Here is a 23388-nt window from a genome sequence, read left to right on the forward strand (position 1 = left end):
TTGCTTACGGCGCCGCGCCTGCCCCCGGCAACGCGATGAACCTCAGCCTATCGAGATCCACTCACAAGCCCGAACCGCGGCACCTCCCCGACCCCGGGGCTTTTCAAGGACCGTACCCTTGCGGCCATGCGACACGGCTCGATCCCGGGCGCCTCGGGGCGCGTACGACCTCTGACACTGCTCGGTGACCCCGTGCTGCACAAGCCCTGTGAGGAGGTCACCGACTTCGGCCCCGAACTGGCGCGGCTCATCGAGGACATGTACGCCACGATGTACGCCGCCGAGGGCGTGGGCCTCGCCGCCAACCAGATCGGCGTGAGCCGGCGGGTCTTCGTGTACGACTGCCCGGACGACGACGAGGTGCGTCATCTCGGGTACGTGGTGAACCCGCGCCTCGTGGAGACGGACGGGGTCAGTGTGCGCGGGCCCGAGGGCTGCCTCTCGCTGCCGGGCCTCGAAGCCGTCACGCCGCGCTTCGACCACGCCGTGGTGGAGGGCCTGGACATGCGGGGGGAGCCGGTGCGGGTGCACGGCACCGGCTGGTTCGCGCGCTGTCTGCAGCACGAGTGCGACCACCTGGAGGGCGGCGTCTACACCGATCGCGTCACCGGCTGGCGGCGGCGCAGGGTCCTGCGCGCCGCCGCCAGGGCGTCCTGGAGCAGCTGACCTCCGGGGTTGCCGGACGGATTGCCGGTGGTCAGAAGCCGGGGCCGCCGACGCGGTCGCCCGCCGCGGCGAGTCGTCCCCACAGCAGGTCGGCCAGGCTGCTGACCAACTCCGCGCGGGGGCAGGGCCGTTCGCCGAGCCACCAGTCGCCGGCCGCGTGCATCATGCCGACGATGCCGTGTCCCCAGACGCGCGCGAGCTGGGCGCTGCCGGGGCCGAGGTCGACGCGCTCCTCTATGACCTGCGCGAGCTCCTCGCCCATGCGGCGCAGGACGGGGGCGGAGTGCAGGCCCACGTCGAAGCCCTGCTCGCCCGGCGTCGCGCTGTCCGAGGGGTGCATGAGGAAGCGGTAGACCTGGGGGCGGGCCTCGATCGCCGCGAGGTAGGTGTCCAGGGTCTGCTCGACCCGCTCCCTGCGGTCGGCCGGGGCGTCGAGGGCGGCGCGCAGTGAGTCGAGGAGCGCGTCGGTGTGCCGCTTGGCCAGCGCGGCGTACAGGCCGCCCTTGTCGCCGAAGTGGCGGTAGAGGATCGGTTTGGTGATGCCGGCCTCGGCGGCGATGGCGTTCATCGAGGCGCCGGGGCCGTCGCGCAGGACCACGCGGTCGGCCGCCTCCAGCAACTCGCGCCGCCGCTGCTGCGCAGACCGTTGCTGATCGGTCTGCTGTGTGGTGGTCTCCATAGCGATTCTCTCCCCGCCCATGCGATTGCGCCCCGCACCGCGCAACGTAACACCCCGCGCGAAGCGGCCATCGAACGGGCGGCCGGGAGTTGACATCGGCTACCCGCCAGTAACAGACTCCAGTTACCGCAAGTAACGTATGTCTGCATCGCAGGTCCTGGAGGGGTCATGGCCGAGTTCACCATGGAGCTCAACGACGAACAGAAGGAGGTCCGGGACTGGCTCCACGGGTTCGCCGCTGACGTGATCCGCCCCGCGGCCGCCGAATGGGACGAGCGCGAAGAGACCCCTTGGCCGATCATCCAGGAGGCGGCGAAGCTGGGGATCTACTCCCTCGACTTCTACGCCCAGCAGTTCTTCGACCCCACGGGCCTCGGCATCGTGATGGCGACCGAGGAGATCTTCTGGGGTGACGCGGGCATCGGCCTGTCCATCATGGGCACGGGCCTGGCCGCCGTCGGCGTCCTCGCCAACGGCACCGAGGAGCAGATCGGCACCTGGATCCCGCAGATGTACGGCGACGTGAACGACGTCAAGGTCGCCGCCTTCTGCTCCTCCGAGCCCGACGCGGGCTCCGACGTGGCGGCGATGCGCACCCGCGCCGTCTACGACGAGGCCAAGGACGAGTGGGTGCTCAACGGCACCAAGACATGGGCGACCAACGGCGGCATAGCCAACGTCCACGTCGTCGTCGCGGTCGTCGATCCGGAGCTCGGCTCCAAGGGGCACGCCTCCTTCATCGTCCCGCCGAACACCCCCGGCCTCTCCCAGGGCCAGAAGTTCAAGAAGCACGGCATCCGCGCCTCGCACACCGCCGAGGTCGTCCTGGAGGACGTCCGCGTCCCCGGCCACTGCCTGCTCGGCGGCAAGGAGAAGCTCGACGAGCGTCTCGCCCGCGCCCGCGAGCGCGCCAAGACCGGCGGCGAGCGCGTGAAGAACGCGGCGATGGCCACCTTCGAGGCGTCCCGTCCCGCGGTCGGCGCCATGGCCGTGGGCACGGCCCGTGCCGCGTACGAGGAGGCCCTGGAGTACGCCAAGACGCGTACGCAGTTCGGCCGCCCGATCATCGACAACCAGGGCGTCGCCTTCCAGCTCGCCGACATGCGTACGCAGATCGACGCGGCGCGTCTGCTCGTATGGCGTGCCTCGTGGATGGCGAGCACGGGCAAGAAGTTCGAGTCGGCCGAGGGCTCCATGTCCAAGCTCTACGCGAGCGAGGTCGCCAAGAAGGTCACCGCTCAGGCGGTGCAGATCCTGGGCGGCAACGGCTTCACCCGCGAGTACCCGGTGGAGCGCATGCACCGTGACGCCGCGATCTACACGATCTTCGAGGGCACGAGCGAGATCCAGCGGCTGGTGATCGCGCGCACGTTGTCGGGGATGCCGATCCGCTAGCGCGCACGATGTAGATGTACGTGACATAGCCGCCCCCGCCGCTTCCGCGGCGGGGGCGGCTTGTCTCCGGGCCGGGCCAGGTGTCGCCGTCAGCGGCTGTTCGCGGACGCCTTGTCCGGGGTGGTGACCGCACCGGGACCGGTGGCACGCCGCGGCGCCGCGGCGTCTTTCGCGGGCTTGGACCTCGCCAGCCACAGGCCGGTGAACACGGCGGTGACAGAAGTGACGGCGCCGGCGGCCAGGAAGGCGCTGTTGAGGCCGGCTTCGAAGGAGGCGCCGCCGGATTGCCGGGTGCGGACGACGGCTCCGAGTACCGCCACGCCGAGCACCGCGCCGAGCTGCCGGGTGGTGCTGATGATGCCGGACGCGAGGCCGCCTTCCTGCGGGCTGACCGCCTGGATGGCGGCTCCCGTCAGCGGGGACAGGGTCAGGGCGAAGCCGGTGCCGATGACCGCGAGGCGCCACCACACGTTCCCGTAGCCGGTGTCGGCGTGCACCATGCCGAGCGACAGCAGTCCCGGGCCGGCCAGGGCCAGGCCGACGGTGACCACGACACGGAAGCCGTACCGGGCGGCGAGCCGGCCCGCGTACGGGCTGACGACGACCATGGCGAGGGACATCGGCAGGGTCTGCAGGCCGGCGCCCAGGATCGAGCTGCCCTGGACGTACACGAAGAACTGGGAGAAGAAGAACGACGAACCCATGAGCGCGAACCCCACCACGATCATGGCGGTGTTGGACACGGTGAACAGGCGCTGCCCGAACAGTCGCAGCGGCAGCATCGGAGCGGACCGGCGCGCTTCGACGGCGACGAAGGCGCCGAGAAGGAGAGCCCCGGCGGCGAAGCTGCCCAGGATCACCGGCGCCGTCCAGCCGCGGGCGCCGCCCTCGATCAGCCCGTAGGTCAGCACCCCGACCCCCAGAACGGACAGCACCGTCCCCGGCACATCGATCGCGGGGGCGCCGGGATTGCGGGTCTCTTGGAGGCTGCGCAGACCGACCAGCAGCAGGATCACGCCGATGGGCAGATTGACCAGGAAGATGGCGGGCCAGCCGAAGGCTTCCGTCAGCACGCCGCCGGCCACGGGTCCTGCGGCCAGGCCGATTCCGCTGAACCCGGCCCACAGCCCGATCGCCTTGACGCGTTCCTGCGGCACGGGATGGGCGGCGACGAGCAGGGCGAGCGAGGCGGGGCTCAGCGCCGCGGCCCCGATGCCTTGCAGCACCCGGCCGGCGACCAGCCAGCCGACCGAGGGCGCGAGACTGCACACGACCGACGCGACGGTGAACACCGCGACGCCGGTCAGGTACACCCGCTTGCGGCCGAACCGGTCGGCGAAGACACCGCCCGCCAGCAGCAGCATGGCGACCAGCAGTACGTACGCGTCGACGATCCATTGCAGACCGGTCAGCTGAGTGTGCAGCCGGTGCTGCATGTCGGGCAGCGCGGCCCCGACGATCGTGTTGTCGAGCAGGACCATGAACTGGCCCAGGCAGGTCACCGCGAGCAGCACGCTCCGGTTCGGCCCGCTGCCTACGGTCGCTGGCGATGCGGCCATGCAGATTCCCCTCGATGGTTGATCGCGCCCCGCTACGGCCGACGGGGTCGGCCTTCGCGCGCTCTAATGCAGTTGGCGACTGCGTTAGGAGACTATAGGGAGGGCCGCCTCGCAAACGCAAGTGGTGACTGCGTTAATGTGGGGGTCATGAATCAACCAGAGCGGGCCCGACGGCCCGGCGGGCGCAGCGCCCGCGTCGGCGCGCAGGTGCACCAGGCCGTCACCGACCTGATCAATGAGCGCGGCTACGGCAACTTCACGGTCGGCGACGTCGCGGCCCGTGCGGGCGTGGCGGACAGCAGCATCTACCGCCGGTGGGGCAGCCTGGAGGCCCTGCTCACCGATGTGGCGCTCACCCGCCTCAACGCGCAGTCGCCGATGCCCGACACCGGCAGCCTGGCCGGCGACCTGCGCACCTACGCGGCCCAGGTGGCCCGCGAGATCACCGGGCCCGACGGTCTGGCGCTGCTGCGCCTGGCCTTCGCTCTGTCCGGCACCGGGGAACAGGGCGTGCAGGCGCGTGACACCATCCGCGACGAACGCACCCGGCAACTGCAGTCCATGCTCGATCGCGCACGGGAACGCGGCGAAGACGCACCCGACGCATTCGAGGTGCTGGACCACATCATGGCCCCGATGTATATCCGCGTCCTGTTCGGCATGGGGCTCACCCCGGACTACGTCGACGGGCTGGTCGACCGAGTGCTGTGACCCCGCCCCGGTTCCGGCGACCGCCCCTCGGGCGCGGTGCCGGGGCTATGGAGGGGGCGAAAGGGGGCCCAGGATCGACAGGGAAACTTGCAAGGCTGCCTGTCGAACTCGTACGGTGGCGCACATGAGCGCACCCTCCGACGACTCGGCTCCCGAGCAGATCGCCGCCGACCTGTCGGACGTCGTCCGGCGCCTCGTGCGACGCCTGCGCGGCGTGACACCGGCGACCGGACTCAGCCCCACGCAGCGTTCCGTGCTCGCCCGCCTCGATCGCGGGGGCCCCGCCACCACCGCGGGCCTGGCCCGCGAGGAGCTCGTGCGGCCCCAGTCCATGCGGCTGACCGTGGCCGCCCTCGAGGAGATGGGTCTCGTCGAGAAGGCACCCGATCCCGACGACGGGCGGCAGTCCGTCGTCTCCGTGACCGACCAGGGACACCGCACCCTCACCGAGATGCGCGCCGCCAAGCACGACTGGCTCTCCACGGCTCTCGCCGACGGATTCGACCCGGCGGAGCGCCGCCGACTGGCCGACGCCATCGTGCTGTTGGAGCGGCTGGCGCAGAAGTGAGGACGAAGCCGGACGCCCCGGCCCGGCCCACGGCGCCGGGCGGGCGTCCCGCCTTCGGGGCACGGCTCACCGCGCCCCTCCTCCTGGGCTCGCTGCTCAACCCGCTCAACACCACGATGATCTCCACCGCCCTGGTGGCCATCGGGCACGAGTTCGGCGTCGGCGCCGCCGACACCGCCTGGCTCGTCTCCGTCCTGTACCTCGCCAGCGCCGTCTCCCAGCCGGTGCTCGGCAAACTCGCCGACGGCATCGGGCCGCGCCGGGTCTTCATCGGCGGACTCGTGGTCGTCGTCGCCTCCGGCCTGGTGGGCGCGTTCGCCCCCGGATTCCCGTGGCTGCTCGTCTCGCGCCTGCTGCTCGGCATCGGTACGTCGGCGGCCTACCCCGCCGCCATGGCCGTCCTGCGCGACGAGTCACGCAGGCTCGGCAGCCCGACGCCGCGCACCGTCCTCGGCCGGCTCTCCTTCGCCGCGCTCGGCAGCGCGGCCGTCGGACCCACACTGGGCGGGCTGCTCGTCGCGACCGCGGGATGGCGCGGCATCTTCGCGGTCAACGTCCCCGTCGCCCTCATCGCCCTCGGCTGCGCACTTCGCTGGATACCGGCGGACGGACCACGGGCCGCGCGCGAGAAGGGCAGCGGTACGAGCACACTCGACCCGCTCGGAATACTGCTCTTCAGCACCGCCCTGACCTGCCTCGTCGTCTTCCTGCTCGATCTGGCGCACCCCCAGTGGTGGCTGCTCGCCCCCGTGGCGGCGCTCTCTGCCGCGCTGACCTGGTGGCAGTTGCGCCACCCGCACCCCTTCATCGACCTGCGCATGCTCGGCCGCAACCACGCCCTGGCCCGCACCTACCTGCGGCACGGCCTGAGCTACCTCGTCGTGTACTGCGTCATGTACGGCTTCACCCAGTGGCTGGAAGAAGCCCGCGGCCTCTCCTCCCTGCACACCGGGCTCGTCATGCTGCCCATGTCCCTCGCGGCACTGGCCTGTTCGCTGATCGGCGCCCGCACGAAGGGCATCCGCGCCCCGCTGAGCACCGCCTCGGTGCTGCTCGTCGTGGGCAGCGCGCTGCTCTTCTTCACCTCCGGCGGCACACCGCTCGCCGTCCTGCTCCTGGCCGGCGCCTGCTTCGGCATTCCGCAGGGCCTCATGGGCACCGGCAACCAGGCCGCCGTGCAGAGCTTCGCCCCCGCCGACGCGATCGGCTCCGCCGCGGGGCTGCAACGCACCGCCCAGTACATCGGCGCCATCGCCGCGTCCGGACTGATCGGCCTCGCCTACGGGCAGCGCGCCGACGACGCCGGACTGCACCTGATGGGCGCGGTCGGCGCCGTCCTGGCACTCGCCCTGGTCGTCCTGACCCTCACCGACCGGGCCCTGCGCGCCCGCACTTGACCAACTCCCCGGCCCCACCCCCGTACAAGAGAGAACCGAGCCATGACTGCCACCACCCTCGACCCCACCACGGCCCTCGTCGTCGTCGACCTCCAGAAGGGCATCACCGCCCTGCCCACGGCCCACCCCGCCGCGGAGATCGTCGAGAGGTCGGCGCGCCTCGCCGACGCCTTCCGCGAGCGCGGCCTGCCCGTCGTCCTGGTCCGCGTCACCGGCGGCGCCCCCGGACGCACCGAAGGACCTGCCCGGGGCGGCGACGTGCCCGCCGACTGGGCGGACCTTGTCCCCGAACTCGGCCGGCAGGACAGCGACATCGTCGTCACCAAGCAGCAGTGGGGAGCCTTCTACGGCACCGACCTCGACCTGCAGCTGCGCCGCCGCGGCGTCACCCAGATCGTGGTCACCGGCATCGCGACGAGCATCGGCGTCGAGTCGACGGCCCGCTCGGCGCACGAGCACGGCTACCACGTGACGGTCGCCGTCGACGCCGTGACCGACATGGACGCCGACGCCCACCGCAACAGCATCGAGAAGATCTTCCCGAAGCTCGGCGAGGCGGACACCGCGGAGGCGATCGCGAAGCTGCTCTAGCCGCTCGGACCGCGGCCGACGACCACTTCCGCCGTTCTCCGTCCGGCCCGGGCTTCTGGACCGGCGGCATGACAACGACCCTGGCCCGGCAGCCGAGTTGCCCCAGGACCCGCTCGTACGGCGCCGCAATCACAGGACGCCAGGGGCCGTACGTCTACCGGGGCGTCAGGGCCGGTAGACGTACGGCGTCGTCACGCTCAGCGCCGCGAAGCCCAGGCGCTGCAGGATCGGGCGGCTGTCCTCGGTGGCGTCCACCTGGAGGTAGCGGTAGCCGCGTTCGGCGGCGATGCGGGTGCGGTGGGCGACCAGGGCGCGGTAGATGCCCTTGCCCCGCCACCGCGGTGCGGTGCCACCGCCCCAGAGGCCGGCGAAGTCGGTGCCGGGGCAGAACTCCATCCGCGCGGAGCTCACCGGCGTATCGCCCGCCATCGCGACCACCGCGACGACGGCGTCCGGAGTCTCGGTCAGCTGGGCGAGGACCCGCTTGGCGAGCCGCTCGCCGAGCCCCGAGCCGTCGTCGCCGAACGCCGCGTCGTGGGCCTCGGCCATCAGCCGCGCGCCGGCCGCGTCCGTCACCGGCAGCAGGGTGATCCCCTCGGGCAGTTCCGTCTCCGTGGGCAGGCCGGCGACCTCGGCGACCAGCACGGTCTCCGGCGGCTCCGGGACGAACCCGGCCGCCCGCAGCCGGTCGGCCAGGTCTGCGGGGCGGTCGTGGGAGTGCAGCTTCCACTCGAACTCGCGGCCCAGGGCGGTGTAGTACCGCACCTGTTCGGCGATCACGCCGTCCGCCGTGGTCTCGTCGACGTCCGCCCAGTGGACGCCGTTCCAGTCGTGCTCGGTGCCGACCTGCCGGACGACGCCCCCGGCCCGCTCGACGCGCGCGCCCGGGCTGTCCGTCCGTGCATCGCGTCGGAGCTGCCGGTCGTAGGTCGCCAGTACCGCTTCGTGATCCATGCGGGCACTTCAACAGCGCCGAGGGGGTGTGGCAACCGATTTACCGTGCCGGGCCGCCCGGACTGGCCGTCCTGCCCGCCTGTCAGCCCTGCCAGCGACAGCGCAGCGCCGCGGTGGCGAAGCCGGGCCCGAAGGCGACCATGACGCCGCGGGCGCCGTCGGCGGGGGCGGCGGCGTGGGTGCGTTCGAGGACCCGCAGGACGCTGACGCCGCCGAGGTTGCCCTCGTCGGCGAGGGTGTCGGTCGAGTGGCGCGAATCGTGGGGCGTGAGGCCGAGGGCGGCGGTGGTGTCGGAGATGATGCGGGGGCTGCCGGGGTGGATGACGGCGAAGTCCACTTTCTGTGGACCCACCCACTCCATGAGCTGGGGCAGCACGTCGTCGGCCGCGGTCAGCGCCTTCTTGGTGGAGTCGAAGTGGAATCCGGACGGAGAGATGCGGCCGCGTTGCCGGTCGAGACTGTCCGGCAGAACGTACTCGAAGGAGTCGTCGATCGCGATTCCCGGGCCCAGCGGTACGTCGGAGACGACGGTCGCGGCGGCGGAGTCACCGAACAGCGCCTTGTAGATCATCGCTTCGATACCGGTGTCGCTGTGGTGATAGACGCTGGAGATGACCTCGGCCGCCACCACGAGAACCTTGCTGCCGGGCCGTGCGGCGACGAGATCGGCGGCCCGTATGAGGGACTGGGTGCCGCCCGGGCAGGCCAGGGTGGTGAGCGCGATGCGACGCACGGTGGGGCGTAGCCCGAGCCGGGCGATGAGGTGCATGTCGAGGTTGGGGACGGCCCAGCCGGTGGTATGCGTGGTCACGATCGCGTCGATGTCCTTCGCCGCGAGACCGACCGTGTCGAGAGCCGCGAGTGCGGCACGCTCGGCCATGGTCAGCGCGTCGCCGAAGGCCGCGCGGGCACGGTCACCGATGTCGGCGTCGCCGACGATGGTGGGGGCATCGAGCGGCCGTGTGAAGTAGCGGGTGTGCACACCGCAGTTGCCGATGACACGAAGGAAGGCGCCGAGGCGGGGGTGCTCGGGGTGGTGCGAGCGTATGTCGTCGGCTATCTCGGCTGTGGTGACCTTGTGATCACCGACGATTGTCTGCGGTCTGGAGACATGAGCGGTCACGAGGTGACTCCCCGGGGTTAAGTGGGCTAGGGGGGTCGCCACAACCTACTTCACCCGACTGCACTCGTCTCCGTATGCATCAGGAGGCAGTACCGGCACATATGTGACATGACGGGGCGTCAGCGCACGCGCAGCATGGGTGCGCGCGCGTGGGAGCGCCGCTGTCCGGGCCGGAACACGAGAATCATCAGGCGTGCGCCGGGGGCGGTCAGGGGCTGGGCCGTACACATGCTCGCCCAGCCCGGTCCCAGTTGCGGGTGCAGCAACGGCCGTTCGTCGCCGTCGGGGTGGGGATAGGAGACGCCGACGTTGTAGAGGTCGGCGGTCTCGGGGTCCGCGAGCACCTCCTTCTCTATCTGCCGCAGGACTTCGTCATCGGGGCGGGAGGCGAGCGCGGCGCGCAGTTGGGGGAGCACCATGGGGGCCCAGGCCGTATGCCAGTCCATCAGGGCCTCGCGCCCGTGGGCGTCGAGAACCATCCAGCGCATCGTGTTGGCGGGCACGTTCCCGTCGGGGAACATGGAAGCCAGGGGCTCGTTGTAGGCCAGCATGTCCCAGGACGCGTCGGTGACGTACGCCATGTGACTGATGCCGTCGACCGCTTCCTGCCACACACCCGGCACTTCTTTACCGGACGACTGATGCAGCGGCCCCGGCGGATCCTGAAGCAGCGCGAAGCGGTTCAGCGACACCCATTCCTGTTCATTGAGCCCGAATAGCCTCGCGACATCCCTCAGCAGCGTCGTGGGCGGATTGGGATAGCTCCCCGACTCCAGGCGGTGATACGTGCCGATGGCGCGGTGCAACAGCTGGTCCACCTGATGCTGGGAGAGGCCGCGGGCGCGTCTCCCCTGGCCCGTGGGGCGGCTGAAGCCATGTGATTCGGGGGCAATGAGGGCGCGTCGTTCGCGGAGCAGAGCGCGGAGCGCCGTCTTGTTCATGGTGGGTAATCCCTCTTGGTGCACGCCGAGTTGAGCATCAGCAGTCTAAATATTCTCACCAGCTTTGGTAGTAAAGATTGCCCGAAGAAAAACGATCAGTCGATGCGGCATCATGGACCAAGCGGGACCGCCGACCTGCGAGTTCCATCGTCGGTGGGCACGCGGACACAACTGTGGGGCATCTTGTTCGGGGAGCTTGAAATTGGCTGAAATTCCCCGGCGCGGGATACCCCCTAGGCCTACGGGGCCGCTGCGGGAAGAGTATGGATCGGTTGTTCGTATTCCGATGTGTGTGGTCGGAATCGCCGCACTCGGGACGTACGACGTATGACTTCCCGAATCGGTTCCCTGGCCCACTGGCTGCGGCCGGTGCCGTCACTCGCCATCACGTAGCGGCCACGGTACCGGCCGCCCACAGTTGTCCCGGGCGGTTTTGCAAGTCGACCGGCCCGGCGCACCCTGCCGGGCATTTCCGGCAGGGAGCCGGTCGGCTCAAGTGGCCGGGAGCTGTTTCTCCGCCTCGGCCAGGATCTCCGTCACGCGCAGACCGAACCGCACGTCACACGCGTGCGGTTGGCCGGATCGCGCCGAAACGAGGAGCGCGTCGATCGCCGAGCGGAACGCGTCGAGCGCCCCGCCCCCGGACGGCATCAGGGCCGTTCCCGTCTCGCCGCGCAGCTCCACCGTCACCCCCGAGGCCTTCGGCGGCGTGGTCAGGCTCAGTGTCGCCGTGCTCGAAGCCCCCGTGCTGTGCCGCAGGATCAGATGCACCAGGTCCGCCCGCCCCGGCGCCGCCGTCACCGCGGTGACATCGCCGAGCACCGGCATCAGGACGGACAGGGCGTGCGGGCCGACGTCCCACAGGCCGCCGCGCTGCGCCCGCCACGGCGAGGAGAACGGGCTGGTTCCGTCCGGCGCGTAGAACGAGCTGTACCAGTCGGCGCGCCCCGCGAACCAGTCCGGCGTCGCGGCCTGCTCCGTGACCCAGGCCGACGTCGGTCGGGCGAAGCGCAGCGTGAAGAAGACGACGGACGCCACCCGGGCCGTTTCGGCCGCCGTCGCGAGGTCACGTGCCGCGGCCACCGTCGTCGCCACCGGCTTGTCCAGGAGCAGATGGCAACCCGCCGCCGCGGCCCGCGCGGCCAGCGGTGCCTGCACGTCCGGCGGCACGGCGAACGCCACGGCGTCGCTCGCGGCGAACAGCTCGTCCACGTCCGCGTACGAAAGGGTCGTGTGCGCCGTCGCAAGGGCGGACGCAGCGTCGGACCGCCTGCCCCATACGCCGCTGAACTCCACGTCCGGATGCGCGGCGAGCGCCGGAGCGTGCGTGGACGAGGCCCAGGAGCCCGTACCGACCAGCCCAATTCGCAGTCTCTTCATGAACGGCATTATGGCTGACTCCAAACCGTCCGCGGTGGCCATGCCCAGTGCGCGCAAGGAAGTTGGCTGTACTTCACCGCGGTGTCCGAGTCACGGATGGCTGGATATCGATTCCGAACGCGGCAGCAGTGAAAGCCCGTTCACCCGCTATGGTGAATTCATATTCACCTCGCTTCGCCTGCATTTCGGCCCTTGGGTCTTTGCGCCCGCGCTGGAGAGATCATGAAGCTCGTCCCGATGTCTGCCGCGGACGGCGCGGGCATACGCTCCCGTCCGGCGGTTCCGGTCCTGGCCTTCGGCGGCATTCTCATGGCGGGACGCCGTGGACGCCTCTGACGCCGCCACGAGCGCACCGGCCTCCGGCGCGCCGCCGCACCCTCCGCCGTACCCCCCGGCGTGCCACCCCGGACCCGCCCCCCGCCGCGACGCCGAAGTGACGAAGGCCGCCATCATCCGCGCCGCCCGCCATCTCCTGGCCCGGCACGCGCACGCCGACATCACGCTCAGGGCGGTGGCCGAACGGGCCGGTGTGAGCGCGCCGCTGGTCCTCAAGTACTTCGGCAACAAGGACGCGCTCTTCGCCCGCGTCATGTCCTTCGAGGCCGACGCCGAGGCCCTGCTCGACGCGCCCCTGGCCGACCTCGGCCACCACATGGTCCGTCATCTGCTCACGGGCCAGGCCGAGCACGGCGCCGACCCCATCCTGCGGATCGTCTTCGCCCCGCTCCACCGCGAACAGGGCGACACCCTGCGCGCCAACTTCCGTACCCAGGTGGTCGACCGCCTCTGCGAACGCCTGACGGGACCGGACGCGGGCGTGCGCGCCGAACTCGCGGTGGGCACGCTGCTGGGCCTCGGCGTGATGTACGGAATAGCGCGCGGACCGCGGGTGCGGGACACGCCGATCGACGAGATCACCGAGCGGTACGCGCCGGTGGTGCAGGGCTTCCTCACGCCTCCGTGAGGGTGCCGTCCGCCGCGGCCCGCGCTCGGCGAGCCCGGCAGGCGGTGCGGTCCCGGCTGCGTATCGTCGGTGTCCGGAGCCCCGCGGACTCCGTCATCCCCTCCACCTCTGGATCGGAGAGCACGCATGAGTGAAGCGAGTGAACGACCGGCCCTGGCGCGCGAGCTGGGCATGGAGGCGCACCCGGAAGGCGGCTGGTTCGTCGAGAGCTGGGCCTCGGACCACTCTTTCACGCCCACGGGCTACCCCGGTGCCCGCAGGGCGGCCACCGCCATCTACTTCCTGCTCTGCCCCGGCGAGGAGTCGCGCTGGCACGTGGTGCGCTCCGACGAGATCTGGCTGTGGCACCGCGGCGGCCCCCTGGACCTGCGCCTGGGAGGCGACGGCGCTCTCCCGAAGGAGGGCGCGGCCCCCATGCGACTGGGCCCCGGCGTCGAGCACGGCGAGCGCCCGCAGATCCTGGTGCCCGGCGGCGTGTGGCAGGCGGCGCGCCCGATCGGCGACGAGCCGGTCCTGGTGAGCTGCGTCGTCGCGCCCGGCTTCGACTACGCGGATTTCCGGCTGGCGGACTGAGCGGGCACATACTCCGACGGGGTGGCCGGCGGGTCCTCCCGCCGCGAGCACACCGCCGCCGGCGCCGAGGACTCGCCCCGGTGCACGACCGCGACCGCCGAGATACCGACCGCGAGCCCCAACGCCGTCTGTACGCCGAAGGGCTCGCCGAACATCAGGGCGCCCCACAGGGCCGTCACCGGCGCCATCAGGAACATGAGCGTGTTCACCCGGGTGACTCCGGAGCGCCGCAGGATCAGCCAGTAGAGCCCGTACCCGCCGAAGGTGGAGAGCGTCACCAGCCAGCTGATCGCCACCCAGAACGACGCCTCCGCCGGCGGGATCGCGGCGCCCGAGCCCACCGCGAGCGCGGTGAAGATGACGGCGCTGGTCGCGCAGTGGACCGTCATCGAGACCGCCGGGGGTACCGGGGCGGGGGAGCGGCGGTCCAGGAAGGTCGCCGCGACCAGCGAGAACATGCCGAGGAAGGGCACGGCATAGGCCCACGGGGGAGCGTGGGTGCCGCTTGCGGCGTCCGCCGCGGTCACGATGACGACCCCGGTGACGCCGAGCCCGAGCCCGGCCCACTGGGTGCGTGAGACGTACTGCCCGAGCAGCGGCCCGGCGAGCGCGCCGGCCACCAGCGGCTGGGTGCCGTCGATCAGGGCGGTCGTCCCGCTGGAGACGCCGAGTTGGATCGCGTAGTACACGGTGAGCAGATAGCCGCTCTGCGACAGCGCACCGACCACCGTCTGCCGCAGGAGGTCGCGCGCGCCGAGACCGCGCCAGGACGATCGCGCCACGGTGAGGGCGACGACCGCGAGTGCGAGGGCCAGCGGCAGAAACCGCCACATCAGGACCGTCACCGCGGACGCGCTCCCGGCGCCCAGCTTGGCCCCGATGAAACCGGAGCTCCAGGTCAGTACGAATGCGATCGAGAGCAGGACGTTCATGGCGTTCCTCCGTTGCCGGCTGCGGTCCTGGCCGAGCCGTCGATGGCGGACGGCAAAAGTAAACCGATCTGTCTACTCGCCCTTGAGTATACAGACCGGTCTACTATGGAGGCATGGGTGACAGTGTGAGCGAGATCGTGAAGGCCGCCACGGGTGCCGGGAGCGCGCCGCGGAGGATCGCCATGACGCCGGGGGCGCGGCGCGCTCTGGACGCGGCGAGCACGCTGTTCTACGACCGCGGCATCCATGCCGTCGGGGTGGACCTCATCGCCGCCGAGGCGGGGGTCACCAAGAAGACGCTGTACGACCGGTTCGGCTCCAAGGAGCAGATCGTCGTCGAGTATCTGGCGGCCCGCGACGAGCGCTGGCAGGCATTCCTCGCGCCGTACGTCGAGGCCGCCACCACCGCGCGGGGCCGGATCCTGGCCGTCTTCGACGCCTCGCGCGACTGGGCCGGGGAGAACAGCACCAAGGGCTGCAGCATGGTCAACGCGCACGCCGAGATCAGCGACCCCGCGCACCCCGCGTACCAGGTCATCACCGGCCAGAAGGCCTGGATGCTCGCCCTGTTCACGGCTCTCGCCCGCGACATCGCGCCCCGCCGGGCGGCGAAGCTGGGCCGCACGCTGATGCTGCTGCACGAGGGGGCCCTGGTCGCGCACGGCGTCGGCATCTTCCCGGACGCGATCGACCAGGCCCGCGACGACGCGGCGGCGCTGCTCCGCGACGGCTCCCGGGCTGCTCCCACCGCTGGAGAAAAGCGCAGGTGAGAGCCTCTTTGGGAAAGCCTTTGCCGTTGGCCGGAATGTTTCGTTCCGTGTTACGGGCTCATTGACCGTACGCAGTCCGGAGGCGCACGCTCGCCATATAGCTGCTAGCTACACCTAAATTTCCGGGTGCAGGTTCGCAGGCAGCGTGAAGCAGGAGGTTTGCGCATGTGCGGCATTACTGGCTGGGTCTCCTTCGACCGTGATCTGCGGTCCGCGTCCGACGCCCTGGACGCGATGACCGAGACGATGTCCTGCCGCGGCCCCGACGACCGCGGCACCTGGATCGAAGGCCCCGCGGGACTCGGGCACCGCAGGCTCGCCATCATCGACCTGCCCGGCGGGCGACAGCCCATGACCGCGCGCACGCCGCGCGGCACCGTCGCCCTCGTCTACTCGGGGGAGACCTACAACTTCACCGAACTGCGCCGCGAACTCGCCGGGCGCGGCCACGACTTCACCACCGAATCCGACACCGAAGTCGTCCTGCGCGGCTATCTGGAGTGGGGCGAGGCGGTCGCCGAACGCCTCAACGGCATGTACGCGTTCGCGGTGTGGGACGGGCGGCACGACAAGCTCGTCATGGTCCGCGACCGGATGGGCATCAAGCCCTTCTACTACTACGAGACCCCCGACGGCGTCCTGTTCGGCTCCGAGCCCAAGGCGATCCTCGCCAACCCGCTGGCCCGCGCCCGGGTGACGACCGACGGCCTGCGAGAGCTGTTCACCTTCGTCAAGACGCCGGGGCACGCCGTATGGGACGGCATGAACGAGGTCGAACCCGGCACGGTCGTGACCGTCGACCGCCGCGGCCTGCGCCGCCACGCCTACTGGCGGCTCGAGACACGCCCGCACCCCGACGGCCGCGAGGAGACCGTCGCCAGGGTGCGCGAACTCCTCGACGACATCGTGCGCCGCCAGCTCGTCTCGGACGTACCGCGCTGCACCCTGCTCTCCGGCGGCCTCGACTCCTCGGCGATGACCGCGATAGCCGCGCGTCAACTGGGCGAGGCGGGCGAGACCGTACGCAGCTTCGCCGTCGACTTCGCGGGCCAGAGCGAGAACTTCGTCGCGGACGAGCTGCGCTCCACCCCGGACACGCCCTTCGTGCACGACGTGGCCAAGGCCGCCGGCACGGACCACCGTGACATCGTCCTGGACTCACACGCCCTCGCCGACCCCGAGGTGCGGGCCAGGATGATCCGCGCCCGCGATCTGCCCATGGGCTTCGGCGACATGGACGCCTCCCTCTACCTCCTCTTCCGGGCCATCCGCGAACACTCCACGGTCGCGCTCTCGGGAGAGTCGGCGGACGAGGTCTTCGGCGGCTATCTGCAGTTCTTCGACGAAGACGCCCGCAACGCCGACACCTTCCCCTGGCTGGTGCGGTTCGCCGAACACTTCGGCGACGACGCGGACGTCCTGCGCCCGGACCTCGCCGCCACCCTCGACCTGCCCGCGTACATCCAGAAGAGCTACGACACGGCGGTCGCCGGGGTCCGGCGCCTGGACGGGGAGAGCGACTTCGAGTTCCGGATGCGCAAGATCTGCCATCTGCACCTGACCCGGTTCGTGCGCGTCCTGCTCGACCGCAAGGACCGCGCGAGCATGGCCGTCGGGCTTGAGGTGCGGGTGCCGTTCTGCGACCACCGCCTCGTCGAGTACGTCTACAACGCACCGTGGTCCCTGAAGTCCTTCGACGGCAGGGAGAAGACCCTCCTGCGGGAAGCGACGGCGGACGTCCTGCCGCGCTCCGTGTACGACCGCGTGAAGAGCCCCTATCCCTCCACGCAGGACCCCAAGTACGCCATCGCGCTCCAGGAGCACGTCAAGGATCTGCTCGGCGAGCCCGGCCATCCGGTCTTCGATCTCGTCGATCGTGACCGGGTGGCGCGGGCGGCGGGGCGCGACGTACCGCAGATCACCCAGGCGTCCCGGCGCGGACTCGAACGCACCCTGGACCTGGCGCTCTGGCTGGACCTCTACAAGCCGGAGATCGCGCTGGCCTGAGGGCCGCGGCCGCGCGCCTCACTGCCCCGGGCAGCTGCGCACCGTGGGCTGCGGAGGAACCTGCTCCTCGGCGTCGGGTTCCGCCTTGGCCGCGAGGGTGTCCAGGAAGCGCTGGAGCGCGGGAGTGCCGCCAGGGCCGGGGCTCCGGCGGACGGGCGGCACGGGAGCCGGTGTGCCGGAGCCGCGCCGCGCCCCGGCGGTGGGGCAGGGGGGCTGCGTGGCGTCGACGATCACGGCCCGGCGTATGAACTCATCGACCGGGAGACCGAGCTGGTCCGCGTGCCGCAGGACCGTTTCGTACTCGTCGGGCGTGAACAAGACCTGCACAGGCTTGGCACCGTCCATGACCGCATGATGCACGTCCGGAGGTGCGCCGCGCGGTGCGGTTGGCATATTCGCGCTCGAAGGCGTGAAACGGAACGGAATGGACATGAACGGTCGGAAATAGAGGTAGGCCCCGGCCGGACGGGGGAATCGCGGTCGGGACCTACGCACTGTTCAACGGTAAACCATACGCTGGTGTTCCCAGGTCGGGGCCCTGCCGATGTGAGCTACGTTACGTGCGGACGGTGCGCCGAGGCCGCACGGGCGCCTGGTCACCGCACCCGGGAGCGCGCGACACGGAACCCGACATCGTCGATCCGGAATGTCGGATGGCTGCGGCGCCGCACCGAGGCCCGGCAACTCCAGTGCTCGTCGAACCACCCGCCGCCCCGGAGCACCCGGTAGGTGCCGTACACCTCGGGGTCGTAGAGGTCCCAGCACCACTCCCACACGTTGCCCAGCATGTCGTGCAGGCCCCACGCGTTGGGCTGCTTGCCGCCCACCTCGTGGATCCGTCCGGAGCCGTTGGCGCCGTACCAGGCGATCTCGTCGAGCGGTCCGTAGCGCGCACCGGCCGTGCCGGCCCGGCAGGCGTGCTCCCACTCGGCCTCGGTGGGCAGCCGGTAACCGTCCGCGGCCGCGTCCCACTCGGCGCCTTCGGCGTCAGGGCCGAGCCGGTAGGCGGGTGTCAGCCCCTCCCGCACGGACAGGGCGTTGCAGAACCGGATCGCGTCCTGCCAGGAGACGCCCTCCACGGGCAGCCGCTCACCGGCCGCGGTGCTCGGCCGCTCACCGGTGACGCGCGCGTACTGCTCCTGCGTGACGGGGAAGGGCGCCAGCTCGTAGGCCGGGACGTCGACCGCCCAGCTGTGCCGCGTACGCCGGTCCGTCAGCGTCACCTTTCCCGCCGGGACGCCGATCATCTCGTTCTCCGTACTCATGTGGACAAGCGGGCCGCACGCATCCGCAAGTAACGCGTCTCGGGGATGTTCAGCGTACGCTTGGCCGCCAACTGGTAGGCATCGCGCGCCGCTTCGGTCTCGCCCGCCCGCTCCAGGAGATGGGCGCGCACCGCGTCGAGCCGGTGATGCCCCGCCAACCGCTCCTCCAGCGCGGCGACTTCGGCGAGCCCGGCGCGCGGCCCGTGCACCATGGCGAACGCCACCGCCCGGCTGAGCTCGGCCATGGGGTCGGGAGTGCGGCGTACGAGGATGTCGTAGAGGGCCAGGATCTGCGGCCAGTCGGTGTCGTCGGCGTGCGCCGCCTCGTCGTGCAGTGCGGCGATCGCCGCCTGCAACTGGTAGGCGCCCGCCGGGCCTTGGGACAGGGCCTGTTCGACCAGGGCGGAGCCCTCCTCGATCGCACGCCGGTCCCAGCGCGAGCGGTCCTGCTCGTCCAGCGGGATGAGCTCGCCGTGCGGGCCGGTGCGTGCCTCGCTGCGGGCCTCGGTGAGCAGCATGAGCGCGAGCAGCCCGGTCACCGCGCCCTCCTCGGGCAGCAGGGTGCGCACGGACCGGGTGAGCCGGATCGCCTCGCGCGCCAGATCCGCGCGGTGCAGGGCGTCGCCCGAGGTCGCCGTATAGCCCTCGTTGAAGATGAGGTAGAGCACCTGGAGCACCACCGCGAGCCGCTGATCACGGTCCTTGCGGCGCGGCTGCTCGAAGGGCACCCCCTTGACCTTCGCCTTCGCCCGGCTGATCCGCTGCGCCATGGTCGCCTCGGGCACCATATGGGCGCGGGCGATCTCGGCGGTGGTCAGGCCGCCGACCGCGCGCAGCGTCAGCGCGACCTGCGCGGCCGGGCTCAGCACGGGGTGGGAGCACAGGAAGAGCAGGGTCAGGGTGTCGTCCTGCGACGGCGCACGGCTCTCGCCCGGCGGGGGCGCGGTGAACGCGTCCCGGGGCGAGAGCTGCGCGGCCTCCTCCTCGCGCCGGCGCCGCGCCTCGTCGCTGCGCAGCTGATCCATGAGCCGCCGCGACGCCACCCTGATCAGCCAGCCCCGCGGATTGTCGGGCACGCCCTGCTCGGGCCACTGCCGCGCCGCCGCGAGCAGGGCCTCCTGTACGGCGTCCTCGGCCTCGCCGAAGTGGCCGTACCGGCGTACGAGCGCGCCGAGGACCTGCGGCGCGTGCAGGCGCAGCAGGTCCTCGGTCGCGGTTGCGCCGTTCAGGACGCGACTTCGGGGCCACCCATGATGGGGCGGATCACCACGGGGTAGTTGGGCGCGCCGGCGGGGATGGGGCACTGCTGGATGCGGTTGGCGATCTCCGTGACGCGGTCCAGGCTCTCGCACTCCAGAACCCAGTAGCCGGCGAGTACTTCCTTCGTCTCGCCGTAGGGGCCGTCCGTGATGACCGGGCGGCCCTCCTTGTCCACGTCGACAAGACGGGTCTGCGCGGGCTCGGCCAGACCCTGCCCGTCGACCAGCTCCCCGGACTCGGCCAGGTCGTTGTTGAGGGCGCCCATGAAGGCGAACATCTCCTGCAGGTCCTTCTCCCCCCACGCCGGACTGGTCGCATTGGCCTTGCCGCTCTGCGCCTCGTAGTCCGCCTGCGTTCCCTGCACCATCACCAGGTACTTCATGACGTTTCTCCTCGACTTGTGCGGTGGTCACCCCTTGCGGGCAACTCTCACAGGGGACGTCGGGGCCGGCCACCCGTTCTCGACATCAGTCCGGCACATTTTTCGGATCCGGCCGGAAAAGTTTTCCGTGGGCGCCGCGGACCCCCGCCCACCAGGACGTTTCGGTGGTCGCCGCATCGACGCGGGGCTACGGTCCGGGCATGACCTACGCAGACCGAGCCCACCAGTTCCGCGCCCTGCACCGCACCGGCGAACCCCTGCTGCTGCCCAACGCGTGGGACCACGCCTCCGCCGCCGCGCTCGCCGAAGGCGGCTTCCCGGCGATCGGCACCACCAGCCTCGGCGTGGCCGCGGCCGCCGGCAAGGCGGACGCCACCGGCGGCACCCGGCAGGAGACCCTGCGCCTGGCCCGCGGCCTCGCCCGGCTGCCCGCGCTGATCACCGTGGACATCGAGGGCGGCCTCAGCGAGCGGCCCGACGAGGTCGCGGCGCTCGCGGCGGAACTGGTCCGGGCGGGCGTCGTGGGCGTGAACATCGAGGACGGGCGCCCGGACGGGACGCTGGCCGACACCGCCGTGCAGTGCGAGCTGATCCGGGCCGTCAAGGAGACCTGCCCCGACCTCTTCGTCAACGCGCGCACGGACACGTACTGGCTGCGCGCCGGGGGAGCGGAGGAGACCGAGCGCCGGGCCGCCGCCTACCAACAGGCGGGCGCCGACGGCCTGTTCGTCCCCGGCCTCCAGGACGGCAAGGCCATCGCGGAACTGGTCGGGGGAGTGATCGACGTCCCGCTCAACATCCTCTACGCGCCCGGCGCCTTGAGCTACCGGCGTCTCGCGGAGCTCGGCGTGCGCCGGGTGAGCAGCGGCTCGCTGCTCTTCCGTGCCGCACTGCACGCCGCCGTCGGGGCGGCGCACTCGATCGGCCGGGGCGGGGATGTGCCGGACGACCTGCCTTCGTACGCGGATGCCCTGGCACTGTCCGCGGCGTACGGCGAAGGGGTGTAGGGCGGCGGCCGTCAAGCTCGGGTACTGCCCGGGCCCGCCTGCTCCTCCTCGTCCCGCGCTCTCTGGCGCTGCTGGTCCCCGTGCCCCGGCCACCACGCCGCGTGCCCGATCAGCGCCGTCAGCGCGGGCGTGAAGATCATCGCCATGACGAAGGCGGCGACGAGGATGCCGAAGGACAGGGAGAAGCCCATCTGGGAGAGCGTCGAGTTGCCCGCGAGCATCAGGGTGGCGAAGGTGCCCGCCAGGATCACGCCCGCCGAGCCGATCGTCGGGCCCGAGTGGCGCACCGCCGTGCCCGCGGCGTCGTGCGGGGTGCGGCCCTCGCGGGCCTCCTCGCGCAGCCGCGACACCATCAGGATGTTGTAGTCCGTGCCGAGGGCGACCACGAACAGATACATGATCACCGGCAGCATGAACATCAGCCCGGGCTGGCTGCCGATCTGCTGGAACAGCAGCGAGGTCGCGCCCAGGGTCGCGCCGAAGCCGAGGGCGACGGACAGCATCAGGTACCAGGGCGCCACGAAGCTGCGCAGCAGCAGGCCGAGGATGACCATGATGGCGAGCGCGGCCACCGGGAAGACCACCGAGTAGTCGCGGTCCACGGCCTTGTTGATGTCGACGTACACCGCCGTCGTCCCGCCGACGAGTGCCTCGGTGCCGGACGGCGCGTCCTGGTGGGCGGTCGGGCGCAGCCGGTCCTTGACGGTCTCCAGGGCCCTGTCGGAGGCGGGCGGGTCCGCGAGGATCACGGAGAACGACGCCGTCGTACGATCCTTGCCGGGCTGGGGAGCGGAGACCTTGCCCACGCCCTCGACATCTGCCAGCTGCGACCGGAAGGCGGCCCTGCGCGCGGCGGGGAGCGGACCGCCGTCCTTCGAGGTGAGGTAGACGGAGGTCGGGTCGGTGGAGCCCGCGGGGAAGCCCTTCTGGAGGTTGTCCAGGGCGACCATCGACTCCTTGTCCTTGGGCAGCGAGGAGCCCGCCAGGTCGAAGTTGGCCCGGTAGCCGAGGGCGCCGAGGGTGAGCGCGCCCATGAACACCGCGGAGACCAGGGCCCAGACGGCGGGCTTGCGGGCGATGGATGCCCCGAGCCGCGCGAAGCCGGTGCCCTGCGGTTCCCTCTGCCACGACTTCGAGGGCCAGAACACCTTCGTGCCGAGCAGCGAGACGACGGCGGGGACCAGGGTGAGCCCGGCAAGGAGCGTCACGAAGACCGCGATGGCCAGGGCGGGGCCCATCGAGCGCAGCATGCCGAGCGAGGAGAGCGTCAGGGCCGCGAACGCGACGATGACCGCGCCGGCCGCGGAGGTGATCGCCTCGCCGACCCGCTCGACGGCGTGCACCATGCCGCCCTTGGGGTCCTCGCCGGCCCGCAGGGCCTCCCGGTAGCGGAAGAGCAGGAAGAGGATGTAGTCCGTGCCGACGCCGAACAGGACGACGGTGAGCAGTTCCTGGATGGAGGAGTCGGCCTTCATGTCGAAGGCCTTGTTGGCGGAGGCGATCAGGCCGGTCGCCATCGGCGAGATGAGGCCGATCAGGACCACGGGGAGCAGCGCGATGATCGGGCTCCGGAAGATCACCAGAAGCAGCACGATGATGATCACGATGGTGCCGACCCCGACGAGCAGCCCGGCACGTTCCGAGGCGTCGCTCTCGTCGAGCGCCTGGGCGGCGGAGCCGGTGATCCCGGCGGACAAGTCCGTGCCCTTCAGCTCGGGCTTCAGATCGGACCGCAGGTCCTCGACCGCGTCCTGCGGTGCGGTGTCCTCGGGGTTGGTGATCTTCGGCATCGCGACGACCGAGGTCTGTACGAGCTTGTTGGGCGAGACCGCGCCGGGCACCACCGCCTGCACCCCGGGGATCTTCCTGGCCTGCAGATCCTTGGAGACCCGGGCGACGTCCGCGGAGTCGGCCGCTGTCAGCGTCCCGCCGTCGGAGCGCTGGAAGACGATGATCGCGCCGACGTTCTGCTGCGCGGGAAACTCCCTTTCCTGCACGTCAGCCGCGCGGATGGACTCGTAATGGTCCGGCAGGAAGCTCGCTTCGTCGCTGCTGGAGGTGAGTTTGGGCGCCAGGGAGATCACCGCGCCGGCCGCCACGACCCACGCCAGGATGATCCACCACGGGCGACGGACCACGAATCGGCCCAGGCCAGAGAACATCGGCTGCTGCCTCCCTCGCCCCCGAGGCGTAACGACGCGTTCCGACCAAGGATCTTCCGGACCGGGCGGCCCCGCCACTTGAGCCGTTCGGCGCAAGGGCGG

Annotated in this window: 23 protein-coding genes; 11 read left to right on the forward strand and 12 right to left on the reverse strand. The window is 71.1% G+C overall.

Features of this window, described 5'->3' with window-relative positions; genetic code table 11:
- Positions 1 to 126: 126 nt before the first annotated feature.
- Positions 127 to 666, forward strand: coding sequence for a peptide deformylase (def, locus tag IE226_RS00620; protein ID WP_190078918.1), 540 nt, complete (start codon positions 127 to 129; stop codon positions 664 to 666).
- 31 nt (positions 667 to 697) lie between these two features.
- Here the strand turns inward: def and IE226_RS00625 are convergent, their stop codons facing one another.
- On the reverse strand, positions 698 to 1345 hold the full coding sequence (locus IE226_RS00625; protein ID WP_190078919.1) for a TetR/AcrR family transcriptional regulator: 648 nt from the start codon (positions 1343 to 1345) through the stop codon (positions 698 to 700).
- A 168-nt stretch (positions 1346 to 1513) separates the two neighbouring features.
- Between IE226_RS00625 and IE226_RS00630 the strand changes: the two genes are divergently transcribed.
- Positions 1514 to 2740, forward strand: a complete 1227-nt coding sequence (locus tag IE226_RS00630; RefSeq protein WP_190078920.1) for an acyl-CoA dehydrogenase family protein — start codon at positions 1514 to 1516, stop codon at positions 2738 to 2740.
- Between the two features lie 89 nt (positions 2741 to 2829).
- On the opposite strand, the gene IE226_RS00635 is transcribed toward IE226_RS00630, so the two are convergent.
- Positions 2830 to 4299 (reverse strand): MFS transporter, encoded by a 1470-nt coding sequence (locus IE226_RS00635; RefSeq protein ID WP_190078921.1) that lies wholly within the window; start codon positions 4297 to 4299, stop codon positions 2830 to 2832.
- Between the two features lie 147 nt (positions 4300 to 4446).
- On the opposite strand from IE226_RS00635, the gene IE226_RS00640 reads away from it, so the two are divergent.
- From IE226_RS00640 to IE226_RS00655, 4 genes are all read left to right on the forward strand, one after another.
- Positions 4447 to 5010, forward strand: coding sequence for a TetR/AcrR family transcriptional regulator (locus tag IE226_RS00640; RefSeq protein WP_190078922.1), 564 nt, complete (start codon positions 4447 to 4449; stop codon positions 5008 to 5010).
- A 124-nt stretch (positions 5011 to 5134) separates the two neighbouring features.
- Positions 5135 to 5578 (forward strand): MarR family winged helix-turn-helix transcriptional regulator, encoded by a 444-nt coding sequence (locus IE226_RS00645; protein WP_190078923.1) that lies wholly within the window; start codon positions 5135 to 5137, stop codon positions 5576 to 5578.
- Positions 5575 to 6975, forward strand: a complete 1401-nt coding sequence (locus tag IE226_RS00650; protein ID WP_229870285.1) for an MFS transporter — start codon at positions 5575 to 5577, stop codon at positions 6973 to 6975. Before IE226_RS00645 ends, IE226_RS00650 begins: the two co-directional genes overlap by 4 nt.
- A 42-nt stretch (positions 6976 to 7017) precedes the next feature.
- Positions 7018 to 7566, forward strand: coding sequence for an isochorismatase family protein (locus IE226_RS00655; protein WP_190078924.1), 549 nt, complete (start codon positions 7018 to 7020; stop codon positions 7564 to 7566).
- A gap of 165 nt (positions 7567 to 7731) precedes the next feature.
- On the opposite strand, the gene IE226_RS00660 is transcribed toward IE226_RS00655, so the two are convergent.
- The 4 genes from IE226_RS00660 to IE226_RS00675 form a co-directional block, all read right to left on the reverse strand.
- Entirely contained in the window at positions 7732 to 8520 is a 789-nt protein-coding gene (locus tag IE226_RS00660; protein WP_190078925.1) for a GNAT family N-acetyltransferase, read from the reverse strand.
- Positions 8521 to 8602: 82 nt separating this feature from the next.
- The gene (locus IE226_RS00665; protein ID WP_190078926.1) at positions 8603 to 9643 is read right to left on the reverse strand and encodes a 3-oxoacyl-[acyl-carrier-protein] synthase III C-terminal domain-containing protein; all 1041 of its coding nucleotides are present in this window, start codon (positions 9641 to 9643) and stop codon (positions 8603 to 8605) included.
- 119 nt (positions 9644 to 9762) lie between these two features.
- Positions 9763 to 10584 carry an MmyB family transcriptional regulator gene (locus IE226_RS00670; protein WP_190078927.1) on the reverse strand — a complete coding sequence of 274 codons (822 nt, stop codon included), beginning with the start codon at positions 10582 to 10584 and terminating at the stop codon, positions 9763 to 9765.
- A gap of 492 nt (positions 10585 to 11076) precedes the next feature.
- Positions 11077 to 11964: a Gfo/Idh/MocA family protein gene (locus IE226_RS00675; protein ID WP_190078928.1), complete on the reverse strand. Its 888-nt coding sequence runs from the start codon at positions 11962 to 11964 to the stop codon at positions 11077 to 11079.
- A 433-nt stretch (positions 11965 to 12397) separates the two neighbouring features.
- Between IE226_RS00675 and IE226_RS00680 the strand changes: the two genes are divergently transcribed.
- A complete protein-coding gene (locus tag IE226_RS00680; RefSeq protein WP_229870286.1) occupies positions 12398 to 12928 on the forward strand; it encodes a TetR/AcrR family transcriptional regulator in 531 nt (176 codons plus the stop codon).
- Between the two features lie 126 nt (positions 12929 to 13054).
- The gene (locus IE226_RS00685) at positions 13055 to 13501 is read left to right on the forward strand and encodes a cupin domain-containing protein (protein ID WP_190078930.1); all 447 of its coding nucleotides are present in this window, start codon (positions 13055 to 13057) and stop codon (positions 13499 to 13501) included.
- Here IE226_RS00685 and IE226_RS00690 read toward each other — a convergent pair.
- Positions 13474 to 14433, reverse strand: coding sequence for a DMT family transporter (locus IE226_RS00690; RefSeq protein WP_190078931.1), 960 nt, complete (start codon positions 14431 to 14433; stop codon positions 13474 to 13476). The genes IE226_RS00685 and IE226_RS00690 overlap by 28 nt on opposite strands.
- Positions 14434 to 14615: 182 nt before the next feature.
- On the opposite strand from IE226_RS00690, the gene IE226_RS00695 reads away from it, so the two are divergent.
- Both IE226_RS00695 and asnB read left to right on the forward strand, forming a co-directional pair.
- The gene (locus IE226_RS00695; protein ID WP_190079521.1) at positions 14616 to 15203 is read left to right on the forward strand and encodes a TetR/AcrR family transcriptional regulator; all 588 of its coding nucleotides are present in this window, start codon (positions 14616 to 14618) and stop codon (positions 15201 to 15203) included.
- A gap of 165 nt (positions 15204 to 15368) precedes the next feature.
- Positions 15369 to 17210 carry an asparagine synthase (glutamine-hydrolyzing) gene (asnB, locus tag IE226_RS00700; protein WP_190078932.1) on the forward strand — a complete coding sequence of 614 codons (1842 nt, stop codon included), beginning with the start codon at positions 15369 to 15371 and terminating at the stop codon, positions 17208 to 17210.
- Between the two features lie 18 nt (positions 17211 to 17228).
- On the opposite strand, the gene IE226_RS00705 is transcribed toward asnB, so the two are convergent.
- The 4 genes from IE226_RS00705 to IE226_RS00720 form a co-directional block, all read right to left on the reverse strand.
- Positions 17229 to 17555, reverse strand: coding sequence for a hypothetical protein (locus IE226_RS00705; RefSeq protein WP_190078933.1), 327 nt, complete (start codon positions 17553 to 17555; stop codon positions 17229 to 17231).
- 251 nt (positions 17556 to 17806) lie between these two features.
- A complete protein-coding gene (locus IE226_RS00710) occupies positions 17807 to 18475 on the reverse strand; it encodes a formylglycine-generating enzyme family protein (RefSeq protein ID WP_229870287.1) in 669 nt (222 codons plus the stop codon).
- Positions 18472 to 19704, reverse strand: coding sequence for an RNA polymerase sigma factor (locus IE226_RS00715; protein ID WP_190079522.1), 1233 nt, complete (start codon positions 19702 to 19704; stop codon positions 18472 to 18474). The genes IE226_RS00710 and IE226_RS00715 overlap by 4 nt, the downstream gene beginning before the upstream one ends.
- Positions 19701 to 20117, reverse strand: a complete 417-nt coding sequence (locus tag IE226_RS00720) for a YciI family protein (protein ID WP_190078934.1) — start codon at positions 20115 to 20117, stop codon at positions 19701 to 19703. Before IE226_RS00720 ends, IE226_RS00715 begins: the two co-directional genes overlap by 4 nt.
- A gap of 200 nt (positions 20118 to 20317) precedes the next feature.
- On the opposite strand from IE226_RS00720, the gene IE226_RS00725 reads away from it, so the two are divergent.
- The gene (locus IE226_RS00725; RefSeq protein WP_190078935.1) at positions 20318 to 21124 is read left to right on the forward strand and encodes an isocitrate lyase/PEP mutase family protein; all 807 of its coding nucleotides are present in this window, start codon (positions 20318 to 20320) and stop codon (positions 21122 to 21124) included.
- Positions 21125 to 21135: 11 nt separating this feature from the next.
- Here the strand turns inward: IE226_RS00725 and IE226_RS00730 are convergent, their stop codons facing one another.
- Positions 21136 to 23286, reverse strand: coding sequence for an MMPL family transporter (locus tag IE226_RS00730; protein WP_190078936.1), 2151 nt, complete (start codon positions 23284 to 23286; stop codon positions 21136 to 21138).
- Positions 23287 to 23388: the final 102 nt, after the last annotated feature.

The organism is Streptomyces longisporoflavus, from assembly GCF_014649775.1.
In the GTDB taxonomy this organism is placed as follows: domain Bacteria; phylum Actinomycetota; class Actinomycetes; order Streptomycetales; family Streptomycetaceae; genus Streptomyces; species Streptomyces longisporoflavus.

Excerpts from the sequence above, each read along its gene's own strand:
- def (WP_190078918.1), top strand. The coding sequence starts at position 127 with ATGCGACACGGCTCGATCCCGGGCGCCTCGGGGCGCGTACGACCTCTG.
- IE226_RS00625 (WP_190078919.1), bottom strand. The coding sequence starts at position 1,345 with ATGGAGACCACCACACAGCAGACCGATCAGCAACGGTCTGCGCAGCAG.
- IE226_RS00630 (WP_190078920.1), top strand. The coding sequence starts at position 1,514 with ATGGCCGAGTTCACCATGGAGCTCAACGACGAACAGAAGGAGGTCCGG.
- IE226_RS00635 (WP_190078921.1), bottom strand. The coding sequence starts at position 4,299 with ATGGCCGCATCGCCAGCGACCGTAGGCAGCGGGCCGAACCGGAGCGTG.
- IE226_RS00640 (WP_190078922.1), top strand. The coding sequence starts at position 4,447 with ATGAATCAACCAGAGCGGGCCCGACGGCCCGGCGGGCGCAGCGCCCGC.
- IE226_RS00645 (WP_190078923.1), top strand. The coding sequence starts at position 5,135 with ATGAGCGCACCCTCCGACGACTCGGCTCCCGAGCAGATCGCCGCCGAC.
- IE226_RS00655 (WP_190078924.1), top strand. The coding sequence starts at position 7,018 with ATGACTGCCACCACCCTCGACCCCACCACGGCCCTCGTCGTCGTCGAC.
- IE226_RS00660 (WP_190078925.1), bottom strand. The coding sequence starts at position 8,520 with ATGGATCACGAAGCGGTACTGGCGACCTACGACCGGCAGCTCCGACGC.
- IE226_RS00670 (WP_190078927.1), bottom strand. The coding sequence starts at position 10,584 with ATGAACAAGACGGCGCTCCGCGCTCTGCTCCGCGAACGACGCGCCCTC.
- IE226_RS00675 (WP_190078928.1), bottom strand. The coding sequence starts at position 11,964 with ATGAAGAGACTGCGAATTGGGCTGGTCGGTACGGGCTCCTGGGCCTCG.
- IE226_RS00685 (WP_190078930.1), top strand. The coding sequence starts at position 13,055 with ATGAGTGAAGCGAGTGAACGACCGGCCCTGGCGCGCGAGCTGGGCATG.
- IE226_RS00690 (WP_190078931.1), bottom strand. The coding sequence starts at position 14,433 with ATGAACGTCCTGCTCTCGATCGCATTCGTACTGACCTGGAGCTCCGGT.
- IE226_RS00695 (WP_190079521.1), top strand. The coding sequence starts at position 14,616 with ATGACGCCGGGGGCGCGGCGCGCTCTGGACGCGGCGAGCACGCTGTTC.
- asnB (WP_190078932.1), top strand. The coding sequence starts at position 15,369 with ATGTGCGGCATTACTGGCTGGGTCTCCTTCGACCGTGATCTGCGGTCC.
- IE226_RS00705 (WP_190078933.1), bottom strand. The coding sequence starts at position 17,555 with ATGGACGGTGCCAAGCCTGTGCAGGTCTTGTTCACGCCCGACGAGTAC.
- IE226_RS00710 (WP_229870287.1), bottom strand. The coding sequence starts at position 18,475 with ATGAGTACGGAGAACGAGATGATCGGCGTCCCGGCGGGAAAGGTGACG.
- IE226_RS00720 (WP_190078934.1), bottom strand. The coding sequence starts at position 20,117 with ATGAAGTACCTGGTGATGGTGCAGGGAACGCAGGCGGACTACGAGGCG.
- IE226_RS00725 (WP_190078935.1), top strand. The coding sequence starts at position 20,318 with ATGACCTACGCAGACCGAGCCCACCAGTTCCGCGCCCTGCACCGCACC.
- IE226_RS00730 (WP_190078936.1), bottom strand. The coding sequence starts at position 23,286 with ATGTTCTCTGGCCTGGGCCGATTCGTGGTCCGTCGCCCGTGGTGGATC.